Origin of the sequence: Mesorhizobium sp. M0904, from assembly GCF_040319475.1 — a bacterium.
In the GTDB taxonomy this organism is placed as follows: Bacteria; Pseudomonadota; Alphaproteobacteria; order Rhizobiales; family Rhizobiaceae; genus Mesorhizobium.
Genome location: NZ_JAMYOC010000005.1, coordinates 48454 through 66475 on the forward strand (window position 1 = coordinate 48454; position 18022 = coordinate 66475).

Below are 18022 nucleotides of genomic sequence, written 5' to 3' on the forward strand. Positions count from 1 at the left end.
CTGCCTCAGCCGATACGGATCTTGGTGTCGGAGACGAATTGGAACACCGGTACCGCCATGTTCTCCGGCGCCGGCCCCTTCCGGATGCGGCCGGCGGTGTCGTATTGCGAACCATGGCATGGGCAGAACCAGCCGTCGAAATCGCCTTCCTGATCATGCGGGATGCATCCGAGATGGGTGCAGACCTGGACCATCACCAGCCATGCCTCCTTGCCCGCAATAGTCCGGTTGGCCTCGGTTGCCGGCGCGTCGGCCGGCAGGTTGGCGTTGCGGGCAATTGGATCCTTGAGCTCGGGGAGACTGACCGCCTGGCCGTCCTTCCTCTCTTTTTCGGTGCGGTTGCGTACGACCACCGGCTTGCCATGCCAGTCGACGATCAGCGACGTTCCCGGCGTCAGCGATGAGACGTCGACCTCGATCGCGGCGGGCGCTTCGACGCGCAATGTGTGCTCGGCTGTGGAGGTTTCGGAAAGGTCGGCCATGGTGGCGACTCCTATTGCTGGAAGCTGCGTCATCGCGTTGGTGGCAATCGAGCAAAAGCAGGCCATGGCTTTCGCCTTTCCAGTCTGCTCATATCGCCCAAATATGCCGGCCGTGGCCGGGTGTGAGCCATCGTGCCAACGGCACGTGCGTCCAATACTTTCGTTTAGGATTTCCTGAGCGAAGGACTGGCCGGGCTGGCGATGATGCCATCATGGAAGGTCGTGGATTCCTCCAGACAACCGTTGGTCACTGAGCTGGGATATGCCCCGGCATTGCGCACGGCGATCCCAAACTTCAGCCCGACCATACCTCGGCATAGGCACGTCTAGCTGTCGGTGTCGTAGTCGTGGTCTCCGCCAGATGCGAGTTTCTGGAGCGGTTGTCTCGCGCGGCAGGTTTTCCGCCCGGCGAGGACCAATTGCGCAATTCAATCGGGTTCAGAAAAGGGAAAAGCGGTGAAACTCTACTACAGCCCTCTCGCCTGCAGCCTGGCCGACCACATCGCGCTGGAGGAGGCTGGTGCATCCTTCGAGCGCGAAACCGTCAATCTCAAAACCAAGCGGACGGCCTCCGGGGATGATTTCACCACCGTGACGCGCAAGGGGTATGTTCCAGCCCTCGTGCTGGATAGCGGCGAAACGCTGACGGAAAACATCGCCGTCCTCGATTGGCTCGCGTCGCGATACCCGGCACTGGGAGTGGAAGGGCCTTTGGGCCGTACGCGCGTTCTCGAAGTGCTGACCTACGTCTCGACTGAAATACATCGAAGCTTCAAGCCGATGTGGCACCAAAGCAGCGATGCTGAAAAGGCCAAGGCGAGCGCGACGATTACGAGCCAATTCGAGTTCTTCGCTGACGGGCTCAAGACCGACTATCTGTTCGGCGACAAACCCAGCGTCGCGGATTTTTATCTTTTCGTGATGCTGCTTTGGGCGGCCCGCTTCCACGTCCCCGTTCCCGCGCCTTTGCAAGCCCTCCGCGCCCGAATGGCTGCTCGACCGGCCGTGCGCATCGCAATGGATCGTGAGGGCCTCGTCTGAAGCCGAGGGTGGCCGCGAGCGTAAGATCAGACGCAACATATTCTCTCGCCCCAACAGAAGATCAGGAGTCATTCTCATGCTGCCGTTTCTGCGGATGCTACATCCAGCCGCTTCCAAGCGCGGGGACGGCCTACATCTCGAATTTGTCCGAAGGGAAATCGAGGAAACGCTTGACCTTACTGACATTCCGTCAGAGCTCGCCGCACTGCCCCCTGGCCGAGTGGTTGCGAATACCGGATTCGCCGCAGTCACCGTCGAAATAAGCGCAATATTTCCTGTCGGCCGATGAGGCGGGCGGGTCTCGTCGTTCCCGCTTGTTGGTCATCATAGAGCTTCATCATGAATGCGAGTAAGGCTCCCGACACGGTCGATCATCGCCGCCGGCGCATTGTCGGTGCGACAGCAATGACGTTCGCCGCCACGATCAGGCAAGCTGAGTGAGCTGCCGATACCTGCGCTGGATGGGCGGCGAGGACATGATGTTTGCGAGCTGAACATCGAGGTGCGGCCCTGGTCCCACATCGACGTTGCGCTTGACTGGTCCATATTATTGGTAATAAATCATACATATTGCCTTCAAAAAAGACGGCAGGACTGGGAGGACCGATGAAAATCACGGCCATCAAGGCGCGCGTCTGCAATGCGGAAATGCGCAACTGGGTCTTCGTTCGGGTCGAAACCGACGAGCCCGGGCTGTTTGGCTGGGGTGAGGCGACGCTGGAATGGAAGACCCGAGCCGTCGTTGGGGCGCTTCAGGATCTTGAGGCCCTGCTCGTCGGGCAAGATCCGCGCAACGTGGAGCAGTGCTACCAGATACTTACGCGCCACGGCTTTTGGCGTCTTGGCGTCGAGGGAATGTCTGCCGTCAGCGGGATCGAGATTGCGCTCTGGGACATCCTGGGCAAGTCGTTGGGCGTCCCCGTCTGGCGCCTTCTGGGCGGTCAGGTCCGCGATTATCTGCGCACCTACACGCATCTCGGCCTCGGGGACATGAAGGCGGTCTATGAGACCGGATCCGCGGATGCCATCGTGGAACGCGGACGCATCGTGACGCAAGCAGGCTACGATGCGGTCAAGGTCGTCTGCGTTCCCTACACCCACTACGTATCGCCCGCCAAGGCAGTCGATTCCGTTGCCAACATGGTTGGCTCACTTCGCGAGGCGGTAGGCCCGGATATCGACATCATGGTCGATTTCCACGGACGCCCTGCATCGGTTAACGCGGCGATGGACTACCTCAAGGCAATCGAGCCGGCCCGCATCATGTTCGCGGAAGAACCCGTTCCACCCGAAGATGTTGCCGGACTGGCGCATATCACGGCGCGATCGGCCGTGCCGATCGCTTCCGGCGAGCGGCTGATCGGGCGCCGCGAATTTACGCACTCGATCGCAGCCCGCGCCTTCAACATTGCCCAGCCTGATATTTGCCACACTGGCGGTCTGCTCGAGACGAAGAAGATCGCGGCCATGGCGGAAACCGCAGGCATCGGCCTTGCGCCGCACAACCCGCTTGGCCCGATCGCCGGCGTGGCTGCTCTTCATTTCGGCATATCGACGCCGAACGTTGTCATTCAGGAAGAGATGTCCGGTGCCGTCGCCTGGTACGACGACGTCGTCACCTGGCCAATTCAGCGTAAACCCGGCCGCTGGGATCTGCCCGAACTGCCGGGCCTTGGCGTCACCGTCAATGAGGACGTGATCGCGCGCCACCCCTTCAAGCAGGAAGTGCTGCATGCCCGTAACGCCGTCATGCCGGACGGCACCGTGGTCGACTGGTGAATGCGATGGCAGGCCGGCTGCAAGGAAAGATCGCAATCGTCACGGGAGCGGGCCAGGGCATTGGTGCCGCCACGGCCCGCGCCTTTGCGATGCATGGGGCAAAGACCGTTATTGCCGAACTGAATGCGGCAAGCGGGAAAGCGATCGCCGACGAACTGCTGGCACAAGGCGCGGACGCTCTGTTCGTCGAGACTGACGTCACCGACGCATCCGCAGTCGCGGACATGGTCGCGCGGACGATCACGGCCTATGGCGGCGTCGACATTCTGGTCAACAATGCCGGTGCCAACGTCTTCTACGAACCATTGATGATGCCGGATGAGGAATGGGAGCGCTGCCTCAAGCTCGACCTCCAGGCCGCGTGGTTCTGCGCCAAGGCGGTTTTGCCGACGATGTTGGCGAAGGGCTCGGGGTCCATCGTCAACATAGCGAGCTGTCACGCCTTCCAGATCATTCCCCATACGTTCCCGTACCCGGTCGCCAAGCATGCACTTTTGGGCCTGACCCGTTCGCTCGCCATCGAATACGCCGCACGCGGTATCCGGGTGAACGCGATCGCGCCCGGCTATATCGAGACGCCAATCGCGGAAGCCTACTGGAACACGTTCCCGAACCCCGCCGAGGAGAAGCGGCGAGCCTACGACCTCCATCCGCCCAAGCGTATTGGCCGGCCGGACGAGGTTGCAATGACGGCGGTTTTCCTCGCTTCGGACGAAGCGCCGTTCATAAATGCCGAGACGATCACCATCGATGGTGGGCGCTCGGTTCTCTACCACGACTAGCAACCACCAAAGAGCTCAGGGAGGATCTTCATGAAAACCACAACAAAGGCTTTGGCGACATTTGCAGTACTGGCTGCCGGACTGATGAGTGGCGCAGCAAGCGCAGACGAAATCAAGATCGGCTACATCAACAAGATGGGTGACCATCCATGGTTTGTCGCCGAAGTTGGTGGCGCCAGGAAAGCGGCTGAGGCGGCAGGGGCCGCGTTCGTGTCGCAGGACGTCCAGTTCGACGCCAATTTGACGATCACGACCTTCGATACGATGGTCGGCGATGGTGTGAAAGGCATCGCCATCGTCGTCCCCGACAAGGCGCTGGGACCGGTCATCGCGGAGAAAGCAAAGGCCGCAAAAATTCCCTTGGTGGCGGTCGACGACGATATCTACTACCAGGATGGCACACAGGTCCCCTATGTCGGCATGAATGCCTACAATATCGGTGCGCGGGTGGGCGAAGAGCTCGCCAAGCTCTACAAGGCCGACGGCTGGGCGGGCAAAGAGGTGCGCATCGCCTCGATCGAGGACCGCAAGGCCGACACCTGCATGCAGCGCAATAAGGGCGCGGAAGAAGCGTTCCTGAAGGCGGTGCCCGATTTCAAGCCCGGGAATATCGTGCGCGTCCCCTACGACAACACGATGGTCAACGCCATCGACGTGATGACCACCACATTGACGGCCAATCCCAGCGTCACGAACTGGATATTCTACTCATGCAACGATGATGGCGTACTGGGTGGTGCGCGAGCACTGGAGAATGCCGGCTACACCGCAGACCAGGGCATGGGGATAGGCATCGACGGGAGCCGCGCCTGCGACGCCTTCGGATCAGGAAAGCCCTCGGCATTCCGTGGCACGATGTGGCTCAATTCGGAAAATCACGGCGCGCTTGCGGTGAAGATTCTCTTGGCCTCGATCAAGGATGGAACGAAGCTGCCGGTTCAATCCTTCACCGACCCGGAATACATCACCGCCGACAATTTTGCGTCGGACTACAAAGCCAAGCTCTGCCACTGAGCCGGCTACGCGTCATGCGCCGCAGGGCGCGTGACGCTCTTTGGGCCGGCAGGTTGTCAGCGCGCACACGCCACCGACACGGGATCGATCCTCGGGAGTGAGCTTTGATGCAATCGGATTTCTTCTCGCTCGATAGGATATCCAAACGCTTCGGCGTCGTGCAGGCGCTCGACAACGTCTCGATTGCCTTTCGGCCGGGAGAGGTGCTCGCCCTGGTTGGCGAGAATGGGGCCGGCAAATCGACGATGATGCGAATTCTCGAGGGCGTGTTCGAGCCCGACAGCGGCACTGTGCGGCACGGTTCCACGCCGATCGTTTTCAGCGAACCGCGCGACAGCCACAGAGCCGGAATACGCGTCATCCATCAGGAGCCGGAGATCGTTCCGAACCTGACCGTGGCCGAGAACATTTTCGTTGGGGAACTGCCGCGGCTGGCGGGCGTCCTGCTCGACTGGCACAGGCTGGAGGAGCAGACCGACCGGGTGCTTGCGACCTTCGGCATGCAACAGGATATGCGGCCGCGGCAACTCTGCAGCACGCTCGGTCCGGCACAGCGTCAGATGATCGAAATCATGCGCGCAATACGTGCCGGCGGCCAGTTGATCGCGTTCGACGAGCCGACCTCGTCACTGACCGACGACGAAGCGCGCCGTCTGTTTTCAGTAATCCGCCGGCTGCGCGAAGAGGGCACTTCGATCGTCTACATCTCTCACCGGCTGAACGAGATCATCGACCTAGCAGACCGCATTGTCGTTTTGCGGGATGGCCGGCTGGTCGATGACTCCCCCGCTGCCGGTGCCAGCGAGCAGACCATAGCCAAGCTCATGGTGGGCCGCGACATCGCCGATCTGTTTACGCGCGAGACGTGGCAATCGGGAAAACCGTTGCTGGAGGTGACGGGCCTGACCACCGACCGCGTCACCGATGTGAGCCTCAAGGTTCGCCGTGGTGAGGTGCTCGGCATCGCCGGCCTTATGGGGGCGGGCCGATCCGAACTGGCGAAGGCGATCGTCGGCTATGATCGGCGGCTCGGCGGAACCATAACGATGAATGGCGTGCCCGTTGGCTCTAACAGCCCGCATGCAGCGATCGTGGCGGGCATCGGCTTCGCCCCGGAAGACCGCAAGCACGAAGCCCTGCTGCTGTTCCGCAGCATTCTTGACAACGCTTCGCTTTGCGTGCCCGACAGGACGTCGACCTTCGGCTTCTTCAACCGGCGCAAGGCGCAGGAGATTGTCTCACCGCTCGCAGCAAAGATGTCGATCAAGGCGCCTAACCTCGACGAACAGGTTTCGAAACTGTCGGGCGGCAATCAACAGAAGGTCGTTCTCGCGCGCTGGCTTGCGCGGCAGCCGATGCTTCTCATCCTCGACGAACCGACCCGCGGCATCGACATCGGCGCCAAGGCGGAAATCTATCGCCTGATCGACGAACTCGCCGCCAGCGGCATCGGCATAATCCTGATTTCCTCGGAAATGCCGGAACTGATCGGGCTGGCCGACAGGGTGCTTGTCATGGCTGGAGGCCGGATCACGGCCGAACTTTCCCGCCCTGACATCGACGAGGCCACGATCCTGAAACACGCCATGCCTCAATCCGTAGCATTGCTTGGAGGACAAATTCAGTGAACAGCCTTGAGCTCCGGACAGCAACAGCACAAACCGACAAAAGGCGCGCGTCCTTGCGCATCGCGGAGCGCATCGGCATTCACAACATAAGCCTTCTGGTTGCTCTCGCCATCCTCGTGCTCATCTTCGGCACGATCAGAGGCGATGTGTTCTTCTCCAGCCGAAACCTGCTGAACATCGGCCTCGGCATCACCATCCTGGGCGTTCTGGCGATGAGCCAGACGGTGGTCATTGTCGCGGGCGGACTTGATATTGCCGTTGGCGCAATTGTTGGTCTGACCACTGTATCGACGGCAATGGCCATCCAGTCGACGGGCTCGCCCGCGGTGGGCATTGTTGCCGGCCTGGTCCTGGGCGGTCTTGCCGGTCTTGTGAACGGCATCATCATCACCTATGGGCGGGTCAACGCAGTCATCGCGACTCTTGGTACGATGGCGATCTTCCGCGGCATCGCATTCATCATGTCCGATGGGCAATCGATCGCGATCTTCAGCGACACGTTCCGCTTCATCGGGATCGGGCGAATCTTCGGCCTGCCTCTGCTGATCTGGATTCTCTTGCTGACCGCGATCGTGTTCCATCTCTTCCTTGCCCGGTCGATCGTTGGGCGTAACATCTATGCCCTGGGCGGCAATCCCGTTGTAGCGCGCTTCTCCGGCATCAACATCAACCGCTACCGCGTCGGCATCTACATCATGAGTGGAGTGACTGCCGGATTGGCCGGGATTCTGTTGGCTGCCCGTACCGGCTCGGGGCAGCCCGTATCCGGATCCCAAGGTCTGGAACTCGAGGCCATCACAGCGGCCGTGCTGGGTGGCTGCGCCTTGCAGGGCGGGAAGGGTACGATCATCGGCGCGCTGCTGGGCGTCGCCATCATTGGCGTCCTCAACAACGGGATGATACTGACGTCCGTGCCAACCTTCTATCAGTTGCTTGCCAAGGGCTCGCTGCTGATACTTGCTGTGGTAATTGCCGAGTACCACTTGAACAGGACATGACGATGGACGCGGCGATCGCTTCGACTGGCCAGGGCAAGCAGGACATTCCTGCCGCAGATGGCACCACGTCATCGCTCAAGGATCGCATCGCACGCGATCTAGGACAGCGCATCCTCGCCGGTTCCTACGCGCAGCATTCCGTGCTGCCAACGGAATCCGAACTTTGCGTCATCTACGGGGCGAGCCGCACTGCACTTCGCGATGCTCTTCTGACGCTTTCGGCGAAAGGATTGATCGAGGCACGCAAGCGGGCCGGGACGCGTGTGCGCGCGTCGAGCGAATGGAACAGGCTGGATGCACAGGTTCTGGAATGGATGCGCGATATCGAGCCCGATCTCGATTTCGTCCGCGGATTGATCGAGGCGCGACTGGTCATTGAACCCGCTGCCGCCCAACTTGCGGCCAAGATGGCGACGTCAGGCGATCTCGCAGTCATCGAAGCGGCCTATGAAGCCATGCGCATTGCTCCGCAGGACGATCTCGCTGCGTGTCTCGATGCCGACGTCAGGTTTCATACCGCCATTCTTCGTGCCAGCCGCAACCCGGTGTTCGCCAATCTCGGCAATATGCTTGCGGCCGCTCTCAGCTTCTCCTTCCGCTTGACCACATCGGCCACCGCCAATTACCAGCAGACGCTCAGCGCGCATGGCGACGTGCTGGAGGCAATTAGGATGCGCAGGGCCGACGACGCTCACGATCAGATGAAGGCGCTCATCGGGATCGCGTCGAACGACCTTCTTGCAGTGGCTCGCAAAGGCCGCCGTCAACAGCCGATCGCCGCTGCCAAGGCCGATACCGTCTGAAGCGGATGGTCGGGACGATCAAGATCAGAAGCGGAGACCTGTCCGCTGAAATCGTCCCATCGCTTGGGGCAGGTCTTGCGAGACTGGACCACGGGCGCGTGCCGCTCTTCAGGCCTTGGCCAAACGGCGGGAGCAGCAAACCGTTCGACCTTGCCTGCAACCTGCTTTTGCCATGGTCAAATCGCATCTCAGGCGGCGGGTTCACATTCGACTCCAAATTCCACGAACTGCCTGCCAATGTTGCAGGCGAGCCATTTCCCATCCACGGCAATGGATTTTCCAGCGAGTGGGACGTCGATAGCGTAGCGCAGGACAACGCGAAGCTGTCCCTCATCAGCAACGGGCCCGGCCCATACCGATATCGCGCCGAGGTGAGCTACGCGCTGTTCGGACAGGGGCTCGAGTTGAAGCTTCGCATCGTCAATCAGGCATCGATCAGATTGCCGTTCGGGCTTGGCATCCATCCATGGTTCCCGAGAACGGCACGAACCGCGCTTCATGCGCCGGCCTCGCAGGTTTGTCTCGAACTGCCCAACCATCTCCCCGAACGATTTGTGGATGTCAAAACCCATCCCGATTGGAATTTCGGCGCCCCAGTCGTATTGCCGAGTAGATGGATAAACAATCTGTTTGCCGGTTGGAGCGGCGTCGCCACCATATCGTGGCCGGAACACAGTTGCAGCCTGCGGATTGAAGCTTCATCGCCCTTGAATTTCTACCTGGTCTATTCGCCATCGGACGAGAGCGACTTCTTCTGTTTTGAACCGGTCAGTCATGCTGTCGATGCTCACAATCGTGGTTCGATCGACAAATGGAATGGACTGTCGGTGCTTGGGCCTGGCGAGGGCCTGGCAGGCCGTTGCAGCTTTGCCGTCAGTTAGGCGGACCTCAGCTGCGCCCTCGAATTGGCGGATCTCGGCCAGGGCTAGCCGTCGGCGATCCAATCCGAGAGGCTGCGGGCAAAACTTCGCGGCACGATAAGTTCGCACGCGGTCTCGTCGGTGCGCAGGAAGAGCACGGACACGTGATGGAAGGATGTCAGCACGGCGCGGCCCGGAGCGGCGGCCGGCGCGTGCCAGTCGACGGCAATGCAGCCGGACAGAAGCCTTGCGATACCAGGGCCGGCCATTTTCAAACGAACACGACCTTCCTCGAGGGGAACGGAACAGCCGAGATCGGGGTCGACGGCAAGCGCAGGCGCTTGCGTGCCTTCGTCTAGAGCCAGCCAGAGGCGGCGAGGTGCAACGCGGATAATTAGAAGCCCCTTGTGGCGAACCGTCTCTCCGACCGAAGCGGGAAGTTTCTTGCCCAGCGGCGCCGAGACGCTCTTTTCGAATTGCGTCAATGTCGCGTCCCAGCCCTCGATCTGGATGAGCGGACAATCTGCCACGGACAGGCTGAAATCCCGAGAAGAGGTCAAGCTAGCCATGCAGCCGTTCTCCCTGTGGATCGACGAATACCGGCGAGACAACGCGGGCGCGAACCGTTTCGGCCTTCATCGGATAAACCGCTACGACCTCGCTTCCTTCTGCCGCGACATCACCGGCAAGCAGGGCCAGCCCGACATAATGGCCGCGTTCGGGGCTGAAAGTGACGGAGGTGACGCGACCGCGCCCATGGCCATGGGGTTTCTCATCCGGCAGGAACAGGATGGCGCCGCCGCGCAGGCGTTTTCCGTCCTCAATGCATTCCAGTCCGACCAGGCGCTGTCGGTTGGGGGCCTGGAGGGCAGGGCGCCGTCGCAGGACGTCGCCGACGAAGCCGCTGCGCTTGCCCGCCATGCGGCCGAGGCCGAGATCGTCGAGCGTCGTGCGCCCGTCGATCTCCGGTCCGGCGACATGGCCCTTTTCGACCCGCAGCGCGCCAAGCGCCTCGACGCCGTACGGCTTCAGCCCGAGCAGTCTGCCGGCTTCGACCAGACGGCTCCAGAGCTGTTCACCGGCAGTGGCGCCGACATAGATTTCGTAAGCGCGCTCGCCGGAATAACTGAGACGCAAGATGCGGAGCCCACGGTCCTCCCACTCGCTTTCGAGTAGTCCCATGTGCGGAAGTGCCTCATCGGAAACGTCAAGGGCAGGAAAAGCAGCACCGAGGATTGCGCGGCTGTTAGGCCCGGCAACCGACATTGCCGCCCATTCATCGCTGACCGAGGTGACGGCCACACGCAAATCCGGCCAGGCCGTGTCGAGCAGGAATTCGAGACGCGACAGCACATCGGCGGCCTTGGCGGTCGAGGTCGTCATGAAGAACCGGTTTTCCGCCAGCCGCGTCGTGGTGCCGTCGTCGAAGACGATACCGTCGTCGCGCAGCATGATGCCGTAGCGGGCGCGGCCTACCGCCAGTTTGGCAAAGCCGTTGGCGTAGACGCGATCGAGGAAGATTGCCGCATCCGGGCCCTGGACATCTATCTTGCCGAGCGTGGAGATGTCCATCAGCCCCCCGGCCTGGCGCACATTCCGCATTTCGGCGACATAGGCGTCGTTCACGTCACGTCCCGACTGCCGGTAGAAATAGGGCCGCATCCAGAGCCCGACCTCGAGCATCTCGGCGCCGTTCGCCACGTGCCAGTCATGCATCGGCGTGCGGCGGATCGGCTTGAAATGATGGCCGATGGCGCGCCCGGCAAGCGCGCCGATGGCAACCGGCGTATAGGGCGGGCGGAAGGTCGTGGTGCCGGTCTCACGGATCGTTGCGTTGCGCAGCGCTGCCATGGCGGCAAGTGCGGGAAAATTGCTGGTCTTGCCCTGGTCGGTGCCCATGCCGAGCGTAGTGTAGCGCTTCAGGTGCTCGACCGATTCATAACCCTCGCGATGGGCGATCTCGATATCCCCGGTCGTCACGTCCATCTGGAAATCGACGAAGGCTTTTCCACGTCCGACCGAAGGGGCTTCGCGAAGTAGCGTCGTGGCGGTTTCGCCGAGATCGAGTCTGGACGGAGCGGACACCGGCGCCGACTTGCCGCAGGAGGCTGCCGCTTCGATGCCAGCGCGATGGCCGTCCTCGACGGCAGCGGCGGTCGCATAGGCTCCTATCATTGCGCCGGCGCCGAACTGGCTGGCTGCAAAGACGCCCGGCACGAAGCCGTCAATGTCGTCGTGATACACAGGTTTGACACCGAGGTGTGAGGTGAGATGCACGGTTGGCGACCAGCCGCCGGAGATGCAGACCAAGTCGCAGGCGGCCGAAGATTGTCCCTCCGGACCATTGAGCGTTACGCGCCTGACGGCATGGCCGCCATGCAGGTCGACGATGCGCGTTGCGGCCCGCACCACCACGCCGAGCCGTGCGGCTTCTGCGGCAAGTGCTGCGGGCGGGACGGGGCGCAGATCGGCAATCGTCACCTCCGCGCCGGCTGCGGCATAGTCGAAGGCGGTGCGCCAGGCACCGTCATTGGTGGTAGCGACGACGATTTTCTTGCCCGGCAGGACGGCGAAACGGTTGAGATAGGTCCGGGCGGCCGAGGCAAGCATGACGCCGGGCCGGTCGTTGTTCGAGAACACCATCGGCCGCTCGATGGCGCCGGTGGCGAAAACGATCGAGCGGATGCGCAACATAGTGACCGTTTGCCGTGTCTCGCCATTCGGCTGCGGATTGGTTGGATCGCGCTGTTCGACCAGTCCAAGGACATTGCCGTCATAGCTGCCGAAAGCGGTCGTCCGCTTCATAAGCGTGATGGTTTCGAAGCCCTCCAACTCGGCCTCGGCCTGCCGCAGCCATGCGGCCGCTGCGCTGTCGGACGGTTCCGCCAGAAGCTGGCCGCCAAGCAGGAAATCCTGCTCGATCAGCGCGACCCGCGCGCCGGCCGCGGCGGCCGCCCGCGCCGCCGACAATCCCGCCGGGCCGCCGCCGACGATGGCGACATCGGCGAAGGCATGACGAACCTCGTAGTGGTCGGGATCCACGCCGGTGCCGGCTCTGCCCAGACCGGCAGCCTTGCGGATAAAGTGCTCGTAGAACATCCAGGCGCGGCGCGTCGGGCCCATGAAGGTCTTGTAGTAGAAGCCGGCGGACAGAAACGGTGCCAACAGCCCGTTGACGCTTTGCATGTCGAAGGCAAGCGATGGCCAGCGGTTCTGACTCTCCACGACCATACCGTCGGCGAGTTCCAGTGTGGTCGCCGGCAGGTTCGGCTCGCGCCTCCCGGCGGTCCCGAGCGTAACCAGCGCATTCGGCTCTTCGGGTCCGGCGGAAAAAATGCCGCGCGGGCGATGATATTTGAAGCTGCGCCCGACCAGCGTGACGCCATTGGCGAGCAGCGCGGAGGCAAGTGTGTCGCCGCGATATCCAGCCAGCTTGCGGCCGTCGAAGGTAAACTCGACCGGCTGCTCGCGAATGATGCGGGCACCCACCGACAGCCGTTTGCGGTTTGAACTCATGCCGGTGACTTCCTGAGAGTTGATTTCCTGGCCCGCAATTTTCTAGCGAAGTCGACGGCTGCGATGGCATGGTTGCGGGTGTCGCGTTCGACCACCAGCCATTGCCGGCAACCGGTCACGTGCTGCCAGAATTCACGGTGCGGGCCGGCCGGGTTTGTCCTGATATAGACGTAGCGGTACCAGGCCTCCGGATCGGGATCGTCATGGGCCGGACGCTTGACCGAGGCATCGCCGCCATAGCGGAACTCGTCATGATCGCGCGGGCCGCAGCAGGGGCATTCGATGCGCAGCATTTTGTCCTGCCTCCTATTGCAGCCAGGCGGAAGGGCCGGCGCCGGCCTCATCGAGCGTGTGGCCGGTGCGGAAACGATCGAGCCCGTAGGCCGCGATCAAGGGATGCGGCTTGCCGGTGGCAATCGTGTGGGCGAAGCACCAGCCGGAAGCCGGCGTCGCCTTGAAGCCGCCATAGCACCAGCCGCCGTTGAGATAGAGACCCTCGATCGGCGTCGGGCAGATGATCGGGCTGGCATCGGGGGTCATGTCCATGAGGCCGCCCCAATGGCGAAGCAGACGGACGCGCGAAATGCACGGCATCAATGCGATCGCGGCCTCCGCCACTTCGCGCACGACGCCGAGATTGCCGCGCTGGGCATAGGAATTATAGCCGTCGAGATTGCCGCCGAAGACCAACCCCCCCTTGTCCGACTGGCTGACGTAGAAATGGTCGGCGCCATAGGCGACGACGTGATCTACCAGCGGCTTCAGCGGCTCGGTTACGAAAGCTTGCAGCACATGGCTTTCGATCGGCAATTCAAGCCCAGCCTTGGCGCCGAGCACGGACGTGTGGCCAGCAACCGCGAGGCCGACCTTGCCGGCGCCGATCCGGCCTTTCGTCGTTTCGACGCCGACGATCCTGTCGCCGTCACGGACAAAGCCTGTCACATCGCAGTTCTGGATGATGTCGACGCCATGGCTGTCGGCGGCACGCGCATAGCCCCAGGCGACGGCGTCGTGGCGTGCCGTGCCCGCGCGGCCCTGAAAGATGGCGCCATGGATCGGGAAGCGGGCGGTGTCGGAAAAATCGAGATAGGGCACCAGCCGGCGCACGTCTTCGCGGTCGACGATGTCGGCGTCGATGCCGTTCAGCCGCATGACGTTGGCGCGGTGGCTGAAACCGTCGAGCTGATCGGCCGAATGCGCCGTGACGAGTTGACCGCGCTGGGAGAACATCACGTTGAAATTCAGCGCCTGAGACATGTCCTCCCAAAGCTTCATCGAGAATTCGTAGAACTGGGTGTTGCCGTCGAGCAGGTAGTTGGAGCGGATGACGGTGGTGTTGCGGCCGACATTGCCGCCGCCGACATAACCCTTTTCGAGCACCGCGACGTCACGGATGCCGTGGTTCTCGGCGAGGTAGAAGGCGGTGGCGAGGCCGTGTCCGCCGCCGCCAATAACGATCACGTCATAGGACGATTTTGGCTCCGCGGCCCGCCAGGCTCGCTGCCAGTTCTTCTGGCCTGACAGCGCGTTGCGGAAAACCGAAAATGCCGAGTAGCGCGCCATGTGTGCAGGCCTATCGAATGATCGGGCCGGCCGGCGTGCGGGTAAGCACTTCGGCGCCCGCATCGGTCAACAGCACCGTGTTGGAGACGAAGTCATTGCCGCGACCAGTGCCCATCAGCCACGACAGGATGTGGAAGCTCATCCCGGTTTGGATCTCGAGGTCGGAATCGTGTCGCAAGCCGGTCACCGAATTGCCGCCGGTCCATGACGGCGGCTGGCCGGCGCCGACCAGGTAACCGCAGTGATGGCGGCGATAGTGGGAAAGACCGGCCTCGTCGGCGACGGCCTGCCAGGCGGCGTAGACATCGCGCGCCTTGGCGCCCGGCCGTAGCGCCTCGACGACCGCGTTGAACGCCTTGGCGGTCACCTCCGCCATTGTGGCGTCTTCATCGCTGATGTGGCCTATGCGAACGAGCCGGCCGAGCGGGGCGTGGTAGCGCGAGATGCACCCGGACAGTTCGACAAAGACGGGCTCGCCCTTGCGGTAGATCCCGTCGCCCCAGGTTGTGTGCTCTTCACCCAGGCGCGCGGCCGGGCGGATGAACGGTCCGAAGCCCGGCGCATGACCGCCGGCGCGGATCATTGCCGCAACACATTGGGCGGCGACCTCCTGTTCGGAAGCGCCATCGGAGATCGCCGCGATCGCGGCACCGGCGGCGGCGTCCGTCACTTGTGCCGCCCGCCGCATCAGCGCCTGTTCTTCGGCGCTTTTCACCCGCCGCATTTTGTCGGTCAGACCGGAGACATCGCTCCACTTTGCATCGGCTTGCATCTGGAGTGCCACGGCAAGTCCATGGCTAAGGCCGGCTGTCCAGTATTCGAGGCCGATCCGCTTGCCGGATAGGCCGAGCTCTGCCAGCACCCGCGCGGCAAGGTCGGCCGCCGTTTCGCTGTCGGAATGGCCACGGAATTCCGCTGCCTTCACCTGCTTCTCGATTGTCACCTTCTCCATCGAGCGGGTGACCAGAACAGGTTTTTCCCGGAGCGGGACAATCAGCAGGTGAGGGGCAAAATACCCCCAGTGATCAAGCCCGGTGAGATAGAAGACGTTCTCCGGCGAGGCAAACACCGCCGCGTCGAGCTCGCGCTCAACCAGTGCAGTACGGACCTTTGCCAGCCGGCCTGCGATTTCGGCTTCGGAAAAAGGATTGCGGTCCATCGGGCGTCCTCGTGCTTGTTGCCGGCTTGCTGGCGGGCATGGTCTTTTTCGGCAGGCGGTTTCCCGGCCCCCATGTCAGTCGATGACGATGAGTTCGCGCGCCACATCGCAGAGGCGTTCGCCGCCGCGTTCCGTGACGACGAACGATTCCGAGATGGCGATGCCGAAATCGTCGAGCCAGACGCCGGCCATGAAATGGAAGCACATCCCAGGCTGCATCTCGGTAGTATCGCCCGGACGAAGGCTTGCGGTGCGTTCACCCCAATCGGGCGGATATGCGAGCCCGACCGGATAGCCGACGCGGCTGTCTTTCTTCAGCCCGTTCCGTCGCAGGACTGCCTGCCAGGCGGCTTCCACCTGTTCGGCGGTGTTGCCGGGGCGCGCGTTCTCGAGGCCAGCGTCGACGCCCTCGACGATCGCCTTGGCCATGTCGAGCATGGCTTGCGGCGGCTTGCCGAAATGTACCGTCCGGGTCAGCGCCGCATGGTAGCGGCGGCGCACGCCGGCGACCTCCAGAATGGCGAGGCCGCTGTCCGGCAGCGGCGCGTCGGACCACGTCAGGTGCGGCGTGCTAGTGCCCTCGCCAACGGGCATCAGCGGACAGATCGCGGCATAGTCGCCGCCTGATCCGGGCACGCCCATGATCTGCGCGTGATAGATTTCCGCAATGGCGTGGTTCTGAGGCACACCGGGCCGCATTTTCTCGATGGCACGGTTCATGGCATGCGTGCAGATCGCACCCGCCTCGCGGATCAGCACCAGCTCGGCTTCGGATTTGATCAGCCGCGCCCAGTTGACGAGATCGTGGTTGTTGGCGAAGTGCGCGTCGGGCAGTCCCTCGACAAGGTGGGCGTGGCAGCGCGCAGTGTAATAATGCGCGTCCATCTCGACGCCGATACTGGCCTTTTCCCAGCCGCGCGACCGGATCAGTCGGGCGAGTTCGTCATAGGGGTGTTCGACGGGCTGCTGCACCAGCCGCTCCGAGAACGGCACGATGTTTGTCTCCGGCAGGCCGGTTGTCAGGCGCGCGCTCTTGGCATCCTGCGCCCTGCCGAACCAGATCGGCCGATCCTCCTCCAGATGGACGAGGACGCACTGCGGAACATAGAACGACCATCCATCATAGCCGGTCAGCCAGCACATGTTGGCTGGATCCTGACAGACGATGAGATCGAAGCCGGCTTTTTGCATGCGTGTCTTCACGCCGGCGAGACGCTGCCCATACTCCGCTTGCGTGAATGTCCCGAACCCGTTCGCGGTCGCCACCGAAATCCTGCCTTCCAGGTACGCCGCTTGCCCTTTGATCAACATGGGCAAATAGGCCAAATTGTGCACAACTCGACGTCAATTTGTTGGCTAACTACGAATTACCGCCGAATTTTCATGGTTTCTATATCTCAGCTTGCGAAATGTCTAGGGCAGTTGTATACGTCTTATCAAGCAGGCGTCGACCTCGAAGAAGGCTGCGCCCTGGGAACCATCCACAGTTGTCCAATGGGAGAAAAGCATGCTCAATTCATCAATATCGCGCCGCATGGTCGTGAAAGCGGCTGCCTGCATCGCGCTCGCCGCGACGTCATTGACGTCGCTATCCGCTCACGCGGAAACCACCCTCGAACGGGCCAAGAAGGACGGCTACATCCGCGTCGGTTTCGCCAACGAGGCGCCGTTCGGTTACGCCACGCCTGACGGCAAGCTGACCGGCGAGGCGCCGGAAGTCGCCAAGGCGGTGCTCGCCAAGATGGGCATACCGCAGGTCGACGGTGTTTTGACCGAATTCGGCTCGCTCATTCCAGGTCTCAAGGCCGGCCGCTTCGACATCATCGCCGCCGGCATGTTCATCACTCCGAAGCGCTGCGCCGAGATCAACTACTCCGAGCCGTCCTACGGCATCGGCGAGGCTATGCTGGTGGCAAAAGGCAATCCGAAAGGCATCAAGGATTTTTCCAGCATCAAGGATAATCCGGATCTCAAGCTTGCCGTGATGGCCGGCGCCGTCGAAGGCGGCTTCGCCAAGGAAGCGGGCGTTGCCAGTGGGCAGATTGTCTCCTTGCCCGACCAGTCCAGCCTGGTCGCGGCCGTCCAGTCGGGCCGCGCCGACGCTGCTGCGCTGACCGCTCTTTCGATCGCCGATATGGCCAAGAAAGCCGACGGCGTCGAATCGACCAAGCCCTTCGGCGAGGTTGCCGGCAAATCGGTGAAAGGTCATGGCGGCTTCGGCTTCCGCAAGGAAGACACCGACCTGCAGCAGGCGTTCAACGCCGAGCTGAAGAAGTTCATCGGTTCGCCGGAGCATATTGCGCTGGTCGAGCCGCTCGGCTTCGGCAAGGACTACCTCCCCAACAAGACCACCGCGGAGCTTTGCGCGGGCAAGTAGGTTCCCAACTGCTGGCGGCG

The 18022-nt window shown here is 62.4% G+C and carries 16 protein-coding genes; 9 read left to right on the plus strand and 7 right to left on the minus strand.

Annotated elements, in window-relative coordinates:
• Positions 1-5 precede the first annotated feature (5 nt).
• Positions 6-548: a ubiquinol-cytochrome c reductase iron-sulfur subunit gene (gene petA, locus NKH80_RS07210; protein WP_352990544.1), complete on the minus strand. Its 543-nt coding sequence runs from the start codon at positions 546-548 to the stop codon at positions 6-8.
• Between the two features lie 390 nt (positions 549-938).
• On the opposite strand from petA, the gene NKH80_RS07215 reads away from it, so the two are divergent.
• The 8 genes from NKH80_RS07215 to NKH80_RS07250 all read left to right on the plus strand — a co-directional run bounded on the left by NKH80_RS07215 (position 939) and on the right by NKH80_RS07250 (position 9408).
• The gene (locus NKH80_RS07215) at positions 939-1523 is read left to right on the plus strand and encodes a glutathione binding-like protein (RefSeq protein ID WP_352990547.1); all 585 of its coding nucleotides are present in this window, start codon (positions 939-941) and stop codon (positions 1521-1523) included.
• A 606-nt stretch (positions 1524-2129) separates the two neighbouring features.
• On the plus strand, positions 2130-3302 hold the full coding sequence (gene dgoD, locus NKH80_RS07220) for a galactonate dehydratase (protein WP_352505161.1): 1173 nt from the start codon (positions 2130-2132) through the stop codon (positions 3300-3302).
• A 5-nt stretch (positions 3303-3307) separates the two neighbouring features.
• The gene (locus NKH80_RS07225) at positions 3308-4084 is read left to right on the plus strand and encodes an SDR family oxidoreductase (protein WP_352476731.1); all 777 of its coding nucleotides are present in this window, start codon (positions 3308-3310) and stop codon (positions 4082-4084) included.
• Between the two features lie 30 nt (positions 4085-4114).
• Positions 4115-5098 (plus strand): substrate-binding domain-containing protein, encoded by a 984-nt coding sequence (locus NKH80_RS07230; protein ID WP_254818518.1) that lies wholly within the window; start codon positions 4115-4117, stop codon positions 5096-5098.
• Between the two features lie 107 nt (positions 5099-5205).
• Positions 5206-6726 (plus strand): sugar ABC transporter ATP-binding protein, encoded by a 1521-nt coding sequence (locus tag NKH80_RS07235; RefSeq protein ID WP_352990551.1) that lies wholly within the window; start codon positions 5206-5208, stop codon positions 6724-6726.
• Positions 6723-7724, plus strand: a complete 1002-nt coding sequence (locus tag NKH80_RS07240; RefSeq protein WP_352990554.1) for an ABC transporter permease — start codon at positions 6723-6725, stop codon at positions 7722-7724. The genes NKH80_RS07235 and NKH80_RS07240 overlap by 4 nt, the downstream gene beginning before the upstream one ends.
• A 2-nt stretch (positions 7725-7726) precedes the next feature.
• A complete protein-coding gene (locus tag NKH80_RS07245; RefSeq protein ID WP_352990556.1) occupies positions 7727-8527 on the plus strand; it encodes a FadR/GntR family transcriptional regulator in 801 nt (266 codons plus the stop codon).
• Between the two features lie 5 nt (positions 8528-8532).
• Positions 8533-9408 carry an aldose 1-epimerase gene (locus NKH80_RS07250; RefSeq protein ID WP_352990559.1) on the plus strand — a complete coding sequence of 292 codons (876 nt, stop codon included), beginning with the start codon at positions 8533-8535 and terminating at the stop codon, positions 9406-9408.
• Positions 9409-9452: 44 nt separating this feature from the next.
• Here the strand turns inward: NKH80_RS07250 and NKH80_RS07255 are convergent, their stop codons facing one another.
• The 6 genes from NKH80_RS07255 to NKH80_RS07280 form a co-directional block, all read right to left on the minus strand.
• The gene (locus NKH80_RS07255) at positions 9453-9956 is read right to left on the minus strand and encodes a sarcosine oxidase subunit gamma (RefSeq protein WP_352990562.1); all 504 of its coding nucleotides are present in this window, start codon (positions 9954-9956) and stop codon (positions 9453-9455) included.
• Entirely contained in the window at positions 9949-12903 is a 2955-nt protein-coding gene (locus NKH80_RS07260) for a sarcosine oxidase subunit alpha family protein (RefSeq protein ID WP_352990564.1), read from the minus strand. The genes NKH80_RS07255 and NKH80_RS07260 overlap by 8 nt, the downstream gene beginning before the upstream one ends.
• On the minus strand, positions 12900-13196 hold the full coding sequence (locus NKH80_RS07265; RefSeq protein ID WP_502900920.1) for a sarcosine oxidase subunit delta: 297 nt from the start codon (positions 13194-13196) through the stop codon (positions 12900-12902). The genes NKH80_RS07260 and NKH80_RS07265 overlap by 4 nt, the downstream gene beginning before the upstream one ends.
• A 13-nt stretch (positions 13197-13209) precedes the next feature.
• The gene (locus NKH80_RS07270; RefSeq protein ID WP_352990567.1) at positions 13210-14466 is read right to left on the minus strand and encodes a sarcosine oxidase subunit beta family protein; all 1257 of its coding nucleotides are present in this window, start codon (positions 14464-14466) and stop codon (positions 13210-13212) included.
• Positions 14467-14476: 10 nt separating this feature from the next.
• On the minus strand, positions 14477-15625 hold the full coding sequence (locus tag NKH80_RS07275; RefSeq protein WP_352990570.1) for a M24 family metallopeptidase: 1149 nt from the start codon (positions 15623-15625) through the stop codon (positions 14477-14479).
• Positions 15626-15700: 75 nt separating this feature from the next.
• Positions 15701-16897 (minus strand): M24 family metallopeptidase, encoded by a 1197-nt coding sequence (locus NKH80_RS07280; protein WP_502900926.1) that lies wholly within the window; start codon positions 16895-16897, stop codon positions 15701-15703.
• A 235-nt stretch (positions 16898-17132) separates the two neighbouring features.
• On the opposite strand from NKH80_RS07280, the gene ehuB reads away from it, so the two are divergent.
• Positions 17133-18002: an ectoine/hydroxyectoine ABC transporter substrate-binding protein EhuB gene (ehuB, locus tag NKH80_RS07285; protein WP_352476741.1), complete on the plus strand. Its 870-nt coding sequence runs from the start codon at positions 17133-17135 to the stop codon at positions 18000-18002.
• The last annotated feature ends 20 nt before the right edge of the window (positions 18003-18022 follow it).

Coding starts and splice junctions, on each gene's coding strand:
- NKH80_RS07255 (WP_352990562.1), bottom strand. CDS start 9,956: ATGGCTAGCTTGACCTCTTCTCGGGATTTCAGCCTGTCCGTGGCAGAT.
- dgoD (WP_352505161.1), top strand. CDS start 2,130: ATGAAAATCACGGCCATCAAGGCGCGCGTCTGCAATGCGGAAATGCGC.
- NKH80_RS07275 (WP_352990570.1), bottom strand. CDS start 15,625: ATGGACCGCAATCCTTTTTCCGAAGCCGAAATCGCAGGCCGGCTGGCA.
- petA (WP_352990544.1), bottom strand. CDS start 548: ATGGCCTGCTTTTGCTCGATTGCCACCAACGCGATGACGCAGCTTCCA.
- NKH80_RS07250 (WP_352990559.1), top strand. CDS start 8,533: ATGGTCGGGACGATCAAGATCAGAAGCGGAGACCTGTCCGCTGAAATC.
- NKH80_RS07225 (WP_352476731.1), top strand. CDS start 3,308: ATGGCAGGCCGGCTGCAAGGAAAGATCGCAATCGTCACGGGAGCGGGC.
- NKH80_RS07235 (WP_352990551.1), top strand. CDS start 5,206: ATGCAATCGGATTTCTTCTCGCTCGATAGGATATCCAAACGCTTCGGC.
- NKH80_RS07230 (WP_254818518.1), top strand. CDS start 4,115: ATGAAAACCACAACAAAGGCTTTGGCGACATTTGCAGTACTGGCTGCC.
- NKH80_RS07245 (WP_352990556.1), top strand. CDS start 7,727: ATGGACGCGGCGATCGCTTCGACTGGCCAGGGCAAGCAGGACATTCCT.
- NKH80_RS07260 (WP_352990564.1), bottom strand. CDS start 12,903: ATGAGTTCAAACCGCAAACGGCTGTCGGTGGGTGCCCGCATCATTCGC.
- NKH80_RS07265 (WP_502900920.1), bottom strand. CDS start 13,196: ATGCTGCGCATCGAATGCCCCTGCTGCGGCCCGCGCGATCATGACGAG.
- ehuB (WP_352476741.1), top strand. CDS start 17,133: ATGCTCAATTCATCAATATCGCGCCGCATGGTCGTGAAAGCGGCTGCC.
- NKH80_RS07270 (WP_352990567.1), bottom strand. CDS start 14,466: ATGGCGCGCTACTCGGCATTTTCGGTTTTCCGCAACGCGCTGTCAGGC.